The 14,115-nt window shown below is 36.4% G+C and carries 16 protein-coding genes and 1 tRNA gene; 8 read left to right on the top strand and 9 right to left on the bottom strand.

What is annotated here, in order from left to right:
- Positions 1-253: 253 nt before the first annotated feature.
- A tRNA-Arg gene (locus QOX03_RS09280) sits at positions 254-327 on the bottom strand.
- 44 nt (positions 328-371) lie between these two features.
- Between QOX03_RS09280 and QOX03_RS09275 the strand changes: the two genes are divergently transcribed.
- The 3 genes from QOX03_RS09275 to QOX03_RS09265 are packed head-to-tail and all read left to right on the top strand — an operon-like array spanning position 372 to position 4,091.
- Positions 372-1,436, top strand: coding sequence for an ABC transporter substrate-binding protein (locus QOX03_RS09275; protein WP_283670931.1), 1,065 nt, complete (start codon positions 372-374; stop codon positions 1,434-1,436).
- A 39-nt stretch (positions 1,437-1,475) separates the two neighbouring features.
- The gene (locus tag QOX03_RS09270) at positions 1,476-3,323 is read left to right on the top strand and encodes a M1 family metallopeptidase (protein WP_283670929.1); all 1,848 of its coding nucleotides are present in this window, start codon (positions 1,476-1,478) and stop codon (positions 3,321-3,323) included.
- Positions 3,324-4,091: a type III pantothenate kinase gene (locus QOX03_RS09265; RefSeq protein ID WP_283670927.1), complete on the top strand. Its 768-nt coding sequence runs from the start codon at positions 3,324-3,326 to the stop codon at positions 4,089-4,091.
- Between the two features lie 164 nt (positions 4,092-4,255).
- Here QOX03_RS09265 and QOX03_RS09260 read toward each other — a convergent pair whose 3' ends face one another.
- From QOX03_RS09260 to QOX03_RS09245, 4 genes are all read right to left on the bottom strand, one after another.
- A complete protein-coding gene (locus QOX03_RS09260; RefSeq protein ID WP_283670925.1) occupies positions 4,256-5,923 on the bottom strand; it encodes a dipeptide ABC transporter ATP-binding protein in 1,668 nt (555 codons plus the stop codon).
- Between the two features lie 68 nt (positions 5,924-5,991).
- Positions 5,992-6,510: a hypothetical protein gene (locus QOX03_RS09255; protein ID WP_283670923.1), complete on the bottom strand. Its 519-nt coding sequence runs from the start codon at positions 6,508-6,510 to the stop codon at positions 5,992-5,994.
- Positions 6,511-6,582: 72 nt separating this feature from the next.
- A complete protein-coding gene (locus QOX03_RS09250) occupies positions 6,583-7,323 on the bottom strand; it encodes a uroporphyrinogen-III synthase (protein ID WP_283670922.1) in 741 nt (246 codons plus the stop codon).
- Between the two features lie 25 nt (positions 7,324-7,348).
- The gene (locus QOX03_RS09245; protein ID WP_283670920.1) at positions 7,349-7,975 is read right to left on the bottom strand and encodes a DUF4271 domain-containing protein; all 627 of its coding nucleotides are present in this window, start codon (positions 7,973-7,975) and stop codon (positions 7,349-7,351) included.
- Between the two features lie 60 nt (positions 7,976-8,035).
- On the opposite strand from QOX03_RS09245, the gene QOX03_RS09240 reads away from it, so the two are divergent.
- From QOX03_RS09240 to QOX03_RS09225, 4 genes are read left to right on the top strand one after another with little or no spacing between them, the layout of a single operon-like run.
- Positions 8,036-8,758, top strand: coding sequence for a polyprenol monophosphomannose synthase (locus QOX03_RS09240; protein WP_119058913.1), 723 nt, complete (start codon positions 8,036-8,038; stop codon positions 8,756-8,758).
- Entirely contained in the window at positions 8,755-9,105 is a 351-nt protein-coding gene (locus QOX03_RS09235) for a DUF4296 domain-containing protein (RefSeq protein ID WP_283670918.1), read from the top strand. The genes QOX03_RS09240 and QOX03_RS09235 overlap by 4 nt, the downstream gene beginning before the upstream one ends.
- Positions 9,102-9,962 (top strand): prephenate dehydrogenase, encoded by an 861-nt coding sequence (locus QOX03_RS09230; RefSeq protein WP_283670917.1) that lies wholly within the window; start codon positions 9,102-9,104, stop codon positions 9,960-9,962. Before QOX03_RS09235 ends, QOX03_RS09230 begins: the two co-directional genes overlap by 4 nt.
- A gap of 57 nt (positions 9,963-10,019) precedes the next feature.
- Entirely contained in the window at positions 10,020-10,451 is a 432-nt protein-coding gene (locus QOX03_RS09225) for a type II 3-dehydroquinate dehydratase (RefSeq protein ID WP_119058915.1), read from the top strand.
- Between the two features lie 77 nt (positions 10,452-10,528).
- Here QOX03_RS09225 and QOX03_RS09220 read toward each other — a convergent pair whose 3' ends face one another.
- Positions 10,529-11,113: a thymidine kinase gene (locus QOX03_RS09220; RefSeq protein ID WP_283670916.1), complete on the bottom strand. Its 585-nt coding sequence runs from the start codon at positions 11,111-11,113 to the stop codon at positions 10,529-10,531.
- Positions 11,114-11,187: 74 nt separating this feature from the next.
- On the opposite strand from QOX03_RS09220, the gene QOX03_RS09215 reads away from it, so the two are divergent.
- A complete protein-coding gene (locus tag QOX03_RS09215) occupies positions 11,188-12,012 on the top strand; it encodes a 3'(2'),5'-bisphosphate nucleotidase CysQ family protein (protein ID WP_283670915.1) in 825 nt (274 codons plus the stop codon).
- A 148-nt stretch (positions 12,013-12,160) separates the two neighbouring features.
- Here QOX03_RS09215 and QOX03_RS09210 read toward each other — a convergent pair whose 3' ends face one another.
- From QOX03_RS09210 to QOX03_RS09200, 3 genes are all read right to left on the bottom strand, one after another.
- Positions 12,161-12,925: an enoyl-CoA hydratase/isomerase family protein gene (locus tag QOX03_RS09210; RefSeq protein ID WP_283670913.1), complete on the bottom strand. Its 765-nt coding sequence runs from the start codon at positions 12,923-12,925 to the stop codon at positions 12,161-12,163.
- A 91-nt stretch (positions 12,926-13,016) separates the two neighbouring features.
- Positions 13,017-13,409, bottom strand: coding sequence for a hypothetical protein (locus tag QOX03_RS09205; protein ID WP_283670911.1), 393 nt, complete (start codon positions 13,407-13,409; stop codon positions 13,017-13,019).
- On the bottom strand, positions 13,402-14,097 hold the full coding sequence (locus QOX03_RS09200) for a Crp/Fnr family transcriptional regulator (RefSeq protein WP_119058919.1): 696 nt from the start codon (positions 14,095-14,097) through the stop codon (positions 13,402-13,404). Before QOX03_RS09200 ends, QOX03_RS09205 begins: the two co-directional genes overlap by 8 nt.
- Positions 14,098-14,115: the final 18 nt, after the last annotated feature.

The raw sequence follows: 14,115 nt of genomic DNA, 5'->3' as shown, positions 1-14,115 counted from the left end.
TTTTTGAGATTCAAATTTTGTTTAAAATTCACTTCCTTATATATTTTAGAAGCGATCTGCACAATGAGATAATTTTTTCATCCATTTCTTTTAATTTGAAATGGAGTTTTTTAGTAAATCTCTATTTAAGCAAATTGCCACCAATAAATTCAATTGGTGGCAAACTTAGTGGCATCAATACGCCAATTTTAAGTTTAAAAAGCCTTTTAATACGTTAATACGCTACAATGTACGATAAAAAGGCTTTTTTCTGTGACCACGGAAGGAGTCGAACCCTCAACCTTCAGAGCCGTAATCTGACGCTCTATCCAATTGAGCTACGTGGCCTTTTGAGTTTGCAAATATACAAAGTTTTTATTTATTTGCAGGCTATGAAAAACATATTTTACTTTTTCTTTGCTATTTCTATTTTTTTAGGGTGTAAAAAAACAACTCAAAACACTGATTTTAAGACAGAAAGTAAAATAAATCCGCTCACTTATGCCAAAGCAATCAGCTGGGAAAAAGATGAGAATTCTCTCAAAATCATACAAAACAAGCACACCCAATCCATTGCAAAGAGTAAAATCCCTTTGCAAAAAATCATTCTTCTTTCCTCCTCAGCTATCGGTTATTTAGAAGGCATTGATGCTCTCTCACAAGTTCAGGGTGTTTTTGATGCAGACTGGTGCTACAGCCCAAAGCTACATCAAATGATTGCCAACGGAGAAATTGAAGACTTAGGGAAAAGTGCTGCACCAGACATCGAGAAGATTCTCACGCTAAAACCAGATGCCGTATTAACCTACACCCAACCTCAGCAAGCTAAACTTTTTCAATTATTAGAAAATCAAGGCATCAACGTCATTTATCTCGATGAATATAATGAAACCACTCCTTTAGGCAAAGCAGAATATTTGAAATTATACGGCGAATTGTTTGGCAAAGAAAATCTAGCTGATTCCCTCTTCACCAAAATTGAAAAAAATTATAAAGCCTTAAAAAATTCTGTAGTAAATTCTTCTAAACCCCGTGTATTTACCAACACGATGCGCGGTGACATTTGGTATATGAGCGGCGGAGAAAGTTTTGTAGCTCAATATCTGGGTGATGCTGGCGCTAACTACATCTGGAGCAACGATTCGCACCTAGGCAATATCAATTTGTCCTTTGAAGAAGTTTACCAAAAAGCTAAAGATGCTGATTTTTGGGTCAATGCTGGGGACTTCACTTCCCTCCAAAATTTAGAAAAGGCTTATAAAAATCATAAATTTTTTAAAGCTTTTCAAAATGCTCAAGTTTATAGTTTCACCAAAAAAGTCAATGAAAAAGGAGCAAATGACTATTTCGAAACAGGGAACATCCGTGTAGACTGGGTTTTAAATGATTTAATTAAAATTTTTCATCCAGAAAAAGCACAAAACCATGATTTTCAATTTTATCAAAAACTACAATAAATAAACTTTTATTATTTTAGCAACTTTAGAAGACTGACGATGTTGAAAACCAATTATTTTTTAAGCTTTTTATTTTTATTAACAACAAATCTTTCTTTTGCTCAAGATTGGCAGCAAAAGGCTGATTATGTGATGAATATTTCTGTCGATGTACAAAACTACCGCTACACTGGTGAGATGGATTTCACCTACCATAATCATTCTCCCGATGAGCTAAAAGAGCTTTATTTTCATTTATATTTCAATGCTTTTCAACCCCGTAGCGTAATGAATCAGCGGCTCAGCCACATTACCGACCCCGATAGGCGTATGGTCAATACTTCACAAATCGGTGAAAGACGTATCTTTAAAAGTAAAATTGATACGCTACAGCCTCAGCATCAAGGTTATCAGAAAATTTTAAGTCTCCGTCAAGGCAATCAAAATTTGGAATTTAGCGTTCAAGGAACAATATTAAAGGTGATATTAAAAAAGCCTATTCAGCCTAAAAGTTCTGCAAAATTAGAAATGAAATGGGAAGCTCAAATTCCACCAATCATCCGCCGAGCTGGGAAATTAAACCAAGAAGGAGTTGCTTTTTCTATGGCGCAGTGGTATCCTAAAGTTGCAGCTTATGACCGAGCAGGTTGGCATTTAGACGAATATGTTGCACGGGAGTTCTATGCACCGTTTGGTGATTTTGATGTTAAAATTAAATTACCTCAGAAATACATTGTTGGAGCATCGGGAAAACTCATCAATGCCAATGAAATGCCGGGCTATGGGCAAGCGGTGAAAAGAAAGTGGAACACATGGCATTTCAAAGCTGAGAATATTCACGATTTTGCTTGGGCTGCCGACCCTGATTTTGTGGTAGATTCAGCTCAGTCTGGTCGTAGCCCTCAATTATATTTCGTTTATAAAAATAGTTTAGCCGAAGCTTACAAAGAAAACTGGAAAAAAGTACAGCCGCTAACACTTCAATTTTTTAAATTTATGAATCAGCGTTTTGGGGAATATCCTTGGGAGACTTACAGCATCGTGCAAGGTGGCGATGGAGGAATGGAATATGGAACATCAACACTCGTTACCGGCGAGCGGAGCTTGGAGAGTCTAGCTGGATTGATTTTTCACGAGGGAGCGCATTCTTGGTTTCAGCATCTTTTTGGTATTGATGAAACGCAAAATGAATGGATGGATGAAGGCTTCACTAGCTACGCCGAGACTAAAGCGATGGCTGCCATCGTTGAAAATAAAAATCCTGATGGGATTGGCGTTCACCAAGATGCCTACAATGGCTATTATAATTTGATTCAAAGCAATGTAGAAGAACCACTGAGTTTATTAGCCGATTATTTCCGTTACAATTATACATACGGTATATCTGCTTACTCAAAGGGGCAAGTCTTTGTTGCACAGCTGGGTTACATCATTGGTGAAGAAGCTTTGAGGAAAACTTTTTTACAATTTTATAAACGATGGAAATTTAAACATCCAGACGAGAAAGATTTTATAAAAATGGCCACGAAGGTCTCGGACATTCATTTAAAATGGTATAACAATCTATTCATCAACACAACTCGGCACATCGACTACGGGATAGAATCTGTCGAAGGGAAAAAAATAAGCCTTAGAAATTATGCTGATTTTCCCATGCCGCTAGATGTTTTGGTTACCTTCAAAGATGGAAGTCAAAAGCTTTTCTATATTCCGCTACACGCTATGCGAGGTCACAAAACTTTTGAAAAAGAATATTACCCGCAAGCCGATTATCAAGCTTTAGATTTTTGGGCTTGGGCTTCGCCAACTTATTCTTTTGAAGTGGAAAAAGAAATCCAAAAAGTGGAAATAGATCCGACCAAACGCTTAGCCGATTATCGTTCAGAAAATAATATTTACCAGAAATAAATGCTACTTGCTGTTAACATCGGGAACTCCAACATTCGCTTTGGGGTAAAAAAAGATGAAGACGTCTTCCTGTCTTGGACTGTGAATACCAAGCCATACAAAACCCGAGATGAGCTTTTTGTTATCTTTCGGAACATGTATGAGCACTACGCTTGCGAAATAAAAGATTTCACAGGTATTGTCATTGGCTCAGTCGTCCCGCACCAGACTGAAATCATTGCCAGTGCTTTGCAAGAAATTCATCAGATTAACCCCTTGGTAGTGGATAGAAATACGCCGTCTAATGTGATACAACATTCTAACCAAATGGGGACAGATTTATATGCCAATGCCGTTGCAGCACAAAGCCTCTATAAAGGGAAAAAAATCGTGGTGGATTTTGGCACAGCTTTGACGGTGACTGGCGTTGATGAGAAAGGCGAAGTCCTAGGCGTCATTATTGCACCAGGCGTCATCACCAGCTTGGAAGCCTTGATTGGCAACACAGCACAGTTACCTGATATTGAGCTAAAACCACCCAAATCTATACTGGGTCGTGACACGGAAACCTGTATGCAAAGCGGTATAGTTTACGGCTATCTCGGTATGGTAGAAGGCTTCATACAAAGAGTCAACCAAGAGCTAAAGGATAACTGTACAGTAATTTCTACTGGTGGTTTGGGGCATATCTACAAGTCGTTAACTTCTTACATTCACTTGGATGACAAATTACACACCATCAAGGGACTTTGTTTTCTTTACGAATTTCTGCAAAGCAACTCAAGGTAAATTTAGCTTGAAGAGCTTCAATACTCACCACAATTCAATAGCTCAATAAATTTGCATTCCAAAAAAATATTAATAACCTAAAGATAAACCTTTTGAATGGTAATAATGCACTACGAGTTAATTTAATAAGTTTGATTCCCTTTCGTTAATGCAAAAGGGAATTTTTATGATTTTTGAAAAACAGGTATTGCATTAATTAATTCTTTTGTATATTTTTCTTTCGGGTTTTTATAAATAGATTTTGCCATTCCACTTTCTACTATTCGCCCTTTTTGCAAGACCAGTAGCCGATTACAGAAATGTTTCACCACAGATAAATCATGAGAAACAAAGAGATACGTTAAATTAAACTCATCTTGCAAATCATTAAGTAGATTTAAAACCTGAGCTTGCACAGAAACATCTAAGGCAGAAACACTTTCATCACACACAATTAATTCTGGCTGAACAGCCAAAGCTCGGGCAATCCCGATTCGTTGTCTCTGCCCGCCAGAGAATTCATGCGGGTATTTATTTAGAGAACTTTGAGGTAAATTCACTTTATTCAACAGTTCAGTAGCGATTTCTTTTCGTTCATTTGCATTTTGTGAAATTTGATGAATTTTCAACGGCGTAGTTAAAATCTCTTCTATAGTCTGCATAGGGTTTAGGCTAGAGTTCGGGTCTTGAAAAATAATTTGAATCTCTTTTCTTAACTTTCTCAATTCCTTGCTGGGCAATTGCGTCAAATCTTTTCCTTTGTAAATGATTTGCCCATGCGTAGGCGGCTGTAGCATGAGCAGAGCACGACTCAATGTCGTTTTCCCACTCCCAGACTCTCCTACCAAGCCTAGAGACTCTCCTTTGTATAATTTAAAATTAATATTTTCTAAAGCCTTAAAAAATTTATTTTTAGAACCCCAATCAGAGTCATAAAAAAATTTTTCAACATGATTGAATTCCAGTAAAGGAGCTCGATTATAAATACGCTCTATCTTTTCTTCTTCTATAGAAACGTTTTTTTCTTTAGGAGAAAAGTCAGGATTTTTTAAAAAATCAGAAACCGTGGGTAAGCGATGCAAGTTTGCTCCCAGCTGAGGTCTACAAGCGATTAAGCCTTTGGTGTAACTTTTTTCAGGGCTTAGAAAAATTTTATCCACGCTACCTTCTTCTACTTTCTCACCTTTGTACATTACCAGCACGCGGTCGCAAAGCTGTGAAACGACACCTAAGTCATGGGAGATGAAAATAATACTTAAATTTTTAGTTTCTCTTAGATGCTTTAATAGTTCCAAAATACTTTTTTGAACGGTGACATCCAGCGCCGTCGTTGGTTCATCGGCAATTAGTAGCTCAGGATTTGAAGCTAGAGCCATTGCAATCATAACGCGCTGTTTCTGCCCACCAGAAATTTGATGAGGATAAGCCTCATAAATTCTTTCTGGATGGGGGAGCAAGACGTCTTCAAAAAGAGCAATAACTTTTAATTTTCTTTCTTTTTTGCTAAGTTGAGCATGGACTTCAAGGCTTTCTGCTACTTGGTGGCCGCATTTCATCGAGGGGTTGAGAGAAGTCATAGGCTCTTGAAAAATCATACTGATTTTGCCATTTGCTTCTTTTTTTTGCAAAAGATTTACCTTTTCTCCCTCTTTACAGTAAAGAATTTCGCCAGCAATTTTGGCAGATTTTGGCAGAATTCCCATGATAGCCAATGAAGTCAGTGATTTTCCTGAGCCAGATTCACCAACGATGCCTAAAATTTCTTTTTCATGAATATCAAAAGTTAAGTGTTTAACAGCTTGAAATCCGTTAAAAGAAATAAAGAGTTGATTAATTTCTAAAATCTTTCTCATGCTATAAAAATAAAAAAGTCCCTACAAAAAGGGACTTTCTTGATGTTTTTTTTTCAAGGCTTAAAAAATTATTGACCTTGGATAATGTTATAGTTAAAACCTAAACCAAAATTAGCAACGTTTGTTTTGTCTGAGACACCTGCATAATACAAAAAGATGTTCCAATCATTTGAGTGATAACCAACTTCTGGTCTATAGTAGAATCCACCTTTAGAGCCATCTCTTCCTGTGATGAACCCATAACCTAAGTCAGTCCCTACAAAGAAATTCTGAGTTGGGTAGTAACGGAATAAAGCAGCTACTGGTACAACACCAAAATCCTTTTTTTCTTTTTTCCCGACCTTATTGGTATATTCTTTCCCAAAATAATTTGTGTAACCAGCCGCTAAACCGATACCAAAGCTATCTACGCTTAGAAACTGATACTTAGCATCAACCCCCAGTGCAAAATTGGAAAGATCAGAAGCACCACTAGTGGGGATTCCAGCGTGAACACCTAATTTTAGCCAATTAGTGCCTTCGCCTACTTGAGCTGAAGTAAATGTGAAGCCAGCAATTAGCATAAACAATAAACTTAACTTTTTCATGTTATAAAATTTTAATTGGAGTGTTTTTATTCAAATTGTGTGCCAAAATGGTTTTTTCATTCTGCAAAGAGTTTATTTGTTTTCTTTAATGAAATTTTCCAGAGCCATTGTCATAGAAGGTGTTTCTGGCGTTGGAACTTTGATATCAACTTTAAGTCCTCTATTTTCAGCCTCTTCTAGCGTTGTTTTGCCAAAAACGGCAATGGTAGATTTCCCTTGCTTGAAGTCAGGGAAGTTGTCATACAAAGAAGAAATTCCCAATGGACTGAAGAAAACCAGTATGTCATATTGTACATCTTTTAATTCTGAGAGGTCACAGCTTACAGTTTGGTACATCGTAGCACGTTTCCAGTCTAAATTTAGCTCATCCATCAATGTCGGAACTTCTGGCTTCAGAATATTACTAGAAGGCAATAGAAAGCGTTCTTTCTTATGTTTTTTTAAAATTGATTTTAAATCTGTAAAGGATTTCCCACCGATGTACACCTTTCTTTTTCGGTAAACGATGTATTTTTGTAGGTAATAAGCTACCGCTTCAGATTGGCAAAAATACTTCATCGCATCTGGAACATGAAAACGCATTTCTTCAGCTACACGGAAGAAGTGATCCACAGCATTTCTACTGGTCAGTACAACCCCGCTATATTTACTTAAATCAATTTTTTGCTGACGCATTTCCTTGGCTGTCAATCCTTCTACTTTTATAAAAGGTTTGAAGTCAACTTGAATTTTTAAATTTTTTGCTAGTGAGTAAAAAGGCGATGCCTCTGATGTAGGTTCGGGTTGAGATATAAGTATTGATTTTACTTTCATATTCCTGCGCTAATCTTTGATTTATTTACCAAATTTTATATAAATAGATAAGAGGTAAAACTTCTAGCATGCAAAGGTACAAAAATAAATAGTATAATGGCTGCTTGAGCTTTTTGTATAAAAGGTTGAAGATGGAATGAGTTTCTAAAATTTGTTGTGATATGAAAATGGCTAAAAATGTGTATAAAATTAATGTTGGGGGAATTTTGCTATAATGAGCCAGCCATGCTAATGCGAAGTAAATAGAACTGAACCAAATTAGAAAATATAACTTTTGATGAAAAAAATCTTTCAATGTTTCTCTTTGTCCAGTTGTGCTAAAAAGTAAAAAATTTATAAAGCCTTTAAAAAAAAACCAAATAAATAAACCTAAGAAAACAAGCACAAAAGGTGGGTAGTAGTAATATTCTGCGCCAACTCTGAGTGAAAATGTAGGTAGAATGACTAAGCTTATTAGAAAAAGAAATGAAAGCTGTGCAATAGAATAAAAGGTTAAGAAATTCTCTTTCACTTGAGAGAATTCATGCAGATTATTTAAATTTGCATAATATTTATTGAAATAAAAGCGAGTGAATATGAAGATTCCAATCAACGCTAGTAAGCTGATGAAGATCCAATCTTTATTTTCTGTAAGCCTTAAAATTCCTTCCAAAAGCGTTTAATTTTTTTCAAAATTAAGAAAAAAATACCGCAGCTTTATATCTTTGTTCTTATGCTAAAAAAATTAGTAATCATACCAACCTATAATGAAGTAGAAAACATCGAAAAAATAATTCGGATAAGCCTAAATTTACCTGATGATTTTCACATTTTGGTGGTAGATGATTCTTCTCCCGATGGGACTTATCAAAAAGTGAAGGAATTAATGAGCGAATTTTCAGAGCGTTTATTCCTAGAGATTCGCCAAGAGAAAAATGGCCTAGGGAAAGCCTACATCCACGGCTTCAAATGGGCGCTAGAAAATCAATATGATTTTATATTTGAGATGGATGCCGATTTTTCACACAATCCGCAAGATTTACCTAGACTTTCTCAAGCCTTAGAAAATGGAGCCGATATCGCTATTGGCTCTCGCTACAGCCAAGGAGTAAATGTAGTGAACTGGCCAATGAAGCGTGTTTTACTTTCTTATTTCGCTTCCAAATACGTTCAGTTGATTACAAATTTGCCCGTTCATGATACCACGGCAGGCTTTGTTGGCTACAAAAAACAAGTTCTAGAAAAAATAAATTTAGATGAAATTGAATTCAAAGGCTATGGCTTCCAAATTGAAATGAAATACAAAGCCTGGAAAAAGAATTTTATTCTTCAAGAAGTGCCGATTATTTTTACAGACCGTACCTTGGGCGAATCTAAAATCAGCAATAATATTGTGAAAGAAGCTGTTTTGGGCGTTATAAAATTACGTTGGAAATTTATGACTGGGCGTTTATGAAAAATTTACTTTTACCCTTTTTCTTCGTTTTAATTGCAATGGGCTGCAACCAAGAGATTAAAAAACCAAAAAACCTCATACCACAAGACAAAATGGCACAAATCATCAAAGATTTTTATATCTACAAAAATTTACAACCATTAAGTAAATTTCAATACGAAGAATTTCATCAAGTCAATGCCAAAATATTAGATAAACACAATGTTACTTACGAAGATTTCAAAAAAAGCTACCAATATTACCTGATAGAAGACCAGAAATATAAAGCTATTTTAGAGCAAATAGAAGCAGAAATCGATGAAGAATACCAAGTTTCAGATTCACTTCAAATTTCCCCTTATTCATGAAAGGTGGTAAAACGCTGGGCATCATTGGCGTTGGGCTGATGGGAGGCTCACTAGCACTACGAGCTAAGAAGTTCAGCTTATTTCAGCACATTATTGGCGTTGAAAAAAATCAGGCACACGCGCGTCAAGCCTTAAAAAAAGGTATTGTAGATGAAATATTATCTTTTCCCGAAGCCTTAGAAAAATCAGATGTCATTTTGGTTGCTTTACCAGTGAGTGCTACAGCAGAAATTTTACCCCAAATATTAGATCAAATACAACCACATCAATTTGTTTTTGATTTAGCTTCAACCAAAGAACATATCGTAAACAGTGTAAAAAACCATATAGCACGGCAAAACTACGTTGCCACGCACCCCATGTGGGGTACTGAAAACAGCGGACCGTTGGCAGCCACAGAAGAGTCTTTTGAGAATAAGGTTCTGGTAATTTGTGATGCGGAAGATTCCCGAGAAGAATGGGTAAAGCAGACCCAAGATTTGTATCAAAAACTAGGGATGAAGGTGATTTTTATGGACTCTAAAAGCCATGATTTGCACGCAGCTTACATCAGTCATATTTCTCACGTAACTAGTTATGCGCTAGCAAACACCGTCTTGGAAAAAGAGAAAGAAGAACGTATTTTTCAGTTAGCAAGTTCAGGATTTTCTAGCACAGTGCGATTGGCAAAATCACATGCAGATATGTGGTTGCCTATTTTTAAACACAACAGGGAGAATGTTTTAGACGTTTTGGAAGAGCACATCACGCAACTGCAAAAATTCCAAACAGCACTCATTATGGAACGCTATAATGAGATAGAAAATTACATTTTAAACGCTAATAAAATCAGAAAAATTTTAGACAAAAAAATTTAAGCCTTAAAAAATTATCACATTTTACTTTTAAATAAATTTTTAGTAAAATTTACTACAATGAAAAGCAATTACATCATTATCAATGGCCCCAATCTCAATCTGCTTGGAATTCGGGAACCTGAAATTTATGGAAAAGAAGGTTTCAATGAATATTTTCTAAGCCTTAAAAAAAAATTTCCTGAAATTTATTTAAACTACTACCAGTCCAATCATGAGGGCGATTTGATAGATAAATTGCACGAAATCGGTTTTCGCTACCAAGGCATCATCATCAACCCCGGGGCGTACACGCACTATTCTTATGCGATTGCAGATGCGCTAAAAGCAATAGAAACGCCAGCAGTAGAGGTGCACATCTCGGACATAGACCAGCGGGAAGAGTTTAGAAAAATTTCGGTGACGGGCGTTAACTGTATTCACATGATTAAAGGCAAAGGACTGGCTGGATACCAAGAAGCGCTTGAATTTTTACTAAAAAATAAACCCTAAAGAAATTAGTAATGTAAAACTTAAACAAGCGCTAAATTGCTGATGACTGAAAACTATTTTTTTAAGCCTTAAAAAAATTAAGCATCTTTTTTTAATAAATTCCAAAAAACTGCTCGACTTAGCGGTTCATACTCATGGGATTCGCCTAGTTCAACTAAATTTTCACTATTGATTTTACGGTGAGAATAATTGGCTAAATTCCCCGTTTTTACACAAATGGCGTGTACTTTTGTTACATACTCAGCAATTGCCATGAGCTGAGGCATGGGGCCAAATGGGCGACCTTTGAAGTCCATGTCTAGCCCAGCGATAATCACTCTTTTACCCTCGTTGGCCAGCAAATTAGCCACTTCTATAATGCCATCATCAAAAAACTGAGCTTCGTCTACGCCCACAACGTCACAATCATTGCACAGCAAAGGAATATTAGAGCTCGACGCTACAGCGGTAGCTTCTAGAATGTTTTTATCATGCGAGACCACATCTTTGTCATCATACCTACAATCCACAGAAGGTTTGAAGATTTCAATTTTTTGTCCAGCAAATTCAGCTCTTTTCATTCGGCGGATGAGTTCTTCGGTTTTACCTGAAAACATACTGCCGCAGATGACTTCTATCCAGCCCGAATTACGATGATGGTTGATGGTATTTTCTAAAAACATAACACAAAAATAAAGAGAAAAGGCACAATATTTTCATGAAAAATGATGAAATTTACACAGAAAAAGTTTAAGAAATGAATTATAGCGAGTTACTAGAAAAAGCAGTCTTAGGAACTATCTCAGCAGGTGAAGAAGTTTGGCGCCAATACAAAGAGGGTTTTGAAACTCAAGTGAAAAAAGATAACTCCCCGGTGACTTCAGCTGACTTTGCTGCACACGATATTTTGAGCGAACATCTTTCGGCAACAAATTTACCCATCATCAGCGAAGAAGGAGAAAAGTTTAGCCATGAGGAAAGGCAATCTTTTGATGCTTACTGGATGCTAGACCCCATTGATGGAACACGTGATTTTATCAACAAAACAGATGAATTCTGCATTTGCACTGGTTTGATAGCGGGAAACACAGCAAAACTAGGTGTGTTGTATGCGCCAGCGCTTAATTTATTCTATTTTGGTGCAGAGGGCTACTCTAGCCGAAAAATCCAAGCAAGCGTAGAAGAATTGGTAGCATTGGCAAAAGAAAAAAATATTTTAGAAGCCTTAGAAAAAAAATCAGTCTTCCTGCCTTCATTTTCGCCCAAAGGAAAATATACGTTTTTGACCAGTCGATTCCATCGTGATAATGGAACAGATTTCTACATCAAAGAGTTAAAGAAAGAACACCCCGATTTAGAAGTGGTGACTATGGGCTGTGCCATTAAAATGGGGCTGATTGCAGACCGCTACGCAACAGAATACACACGATTTTTACCCGTTAACTTTTGGGATGTTGCCGCAGGACATGCCATTGCCAAATATGCTGGGCGGAAAGTAACTGGTGCAAATAATGACAAAGAAATAGACTACAGCGACAAAAATATGCGTGTGCATGGCTATTCAGTCAAATGGAACGATTAAATTTTTTTTAAGCCTTAGAAAAATCACATAAACTTTGTCATTAGGCATCAAAAATTTTCATTTAAACATCTGTAAATTAGGAAAAGGTAACAGATTATGAAAAATTCATTAAATCAAAATAGTTCTTAATTTTAAATGATGAGAATGTTTATTCTTGCTTAGCGTTTTTAAAATTTTTCAAAGTTTCTTTGGTGAAATCAGATAAAACTAATCGACCGCTCATTTTCGCCCTTTGCGGCATGATTTTACCCCAATCTTTAGCATTCTCCCAGAGAATAGACTTTAAATTTCTCATAGCCTCGGGGCTATAAGCAGATAGCTGCTCCGCAAATTCAGCACAAGATTTTTCTAAATCTGAGCTTGCAGAAAACACACGATTGTATAGCCCTTTTTCTTTTGCCCAAGATGCTGGCATCCAATCTTTTGGATTTAAAGTTAATTCAGAAAAAGCATTGATGCCTATTTTTCGGCTAATGGCTGGTTCGATGACAAAGGGCCCAATGCCAATGGAAAGTTCACTCAAGCGGATGGAAGCATTTTCGTGTGCCAAGGCGTAATCACAGCCGGCAACTAGCCCGACGCCGCCGCCCACGACTTTACCTTCTACATGGCCGATAATAAATTTAGGGCAGTCTTTCATTGCTATGATTGCCTCAGCAAAACCAGAAAAAAAAGCTTCTCCCGCCTCAGCGTTATCAATAGTCAAAAGCTCATCAAAACTGGCACCAGCACAAAAAACTTTTTCGCCTTTGCTTTTGAGGATAATAAGCCTTACATCATCTTCGTCGCCCAATTCCTCTAAGGTTTTTTTCAATTTTTTCAATTGAGAAAAAGGAAAAGAATTACTTTTTTCATGGAAAAATTCAAGTGTAGCAATACCATTTTTGATTTGAGTAGAAACGTAAGAATCCATATGTTTTATTTTTTTAGAAAAAAATCATTCTTTAAATATAATTATTCTAAATTTTTTAAGCCTTAAAAAAAATCTTTAGCAACGATAAGCTTCAAACATTTTTATGATTAAAAATCATGTAAATTAAGACAAAAATCCAAAAAGCACCAAACATGCCTAAACCTGTCAGAAATACGGTCATGCCTAAATCTATTTTGAGCAAAGCAGCGGTAAGTCCACTGATGATGAGTAAAAAGCAAAGCCCAACATAGAAGGTGGCCAAATTTTGGATAGCGTTTGAATTCTTGTGAAAAAGAAAATAAAAAAAAGTCCCGAGGTAGTATAAAATTAGAATTCCAGCCCCGATGGATAGCAGATAGGGGCCAGTGAAGCGAAAAGCGGTTTGCGAAAGCCCTGCAGAGAAAAGCATTCCCAGAAAAATGAGAAAAACTCCAAACAAAGAAATGCTTAAGGCTACTCTGTTGATTTTTTGAGGTTTAGACATGAGCTAATTTGTGAATCATATTTCGATTGGTGATTTTTAATTTTCGCCCGTGGACATCAATTAAGCCATCGTTTTTGAATTCAGAGATTAGGCGAATAGTGGATTCCGTAGCGGTTCCTATTAGGTTTGCTATTTCTTCTCGGGTCAGCATAACTTTGATGTAGCCTTCTTCATCTGTACCCAATTGATTTTCGAGTAATAAGAGAATTTCTGCCAAGCGTTCACGAACGGTCTTCTGCGCAAGTGTAGTTATGGTATCAGCTGCATTGCCCAGTTGTCTTGATAGAATAGTCAACATTTCAAAGCTTAGTTCAGCATTATTTTTTAAAAGCTTTATAAAAAAACGTTCAGGGATGAAATCCACCTTTAAATCTTCAATGGCTGTGACTGATGAGCCAAAATTTTCACCGCTCAGGATGGAACGATACCCAATTAAATCACCTTCTTTGATGAATCGAATGATTTGCTCTTTCCCCGTAAACCCAACTTTAAAAAGTTTTGCGGTACCGCTAATGATGTAATAAACACCATTTGGCGCATGATTTTCTTCCAAAAGCAAGTCACCTCTTTTCACATGGATTGTTTTTTTCTCTTGCTGAAAAGCTTGCAATTCCTCTTCAGATAAAATAGATGATACGGCCATATCTTTATCATCAAAATAGTTCATAAGTCCAGAAAAATTTTCCATAAATTGTAGTGATTAATT

Origin of the sequence: Candidatus Ornithobacterium hominis (assembly GCF_951229915.1) — a bacterium.
In the GTDB taxonomy this organism is placed as follows: Bacteria; Bacteroidota; Bacteroidia; order Flavobacteriales; family Weeksellaceae; genus Ornithobacterium; species Ornithobacterium hominis.
Note: the sequence above shows the minus strand (reverse complement) of the source record. Positions and strands in the feature narration are given on the sequence as shown.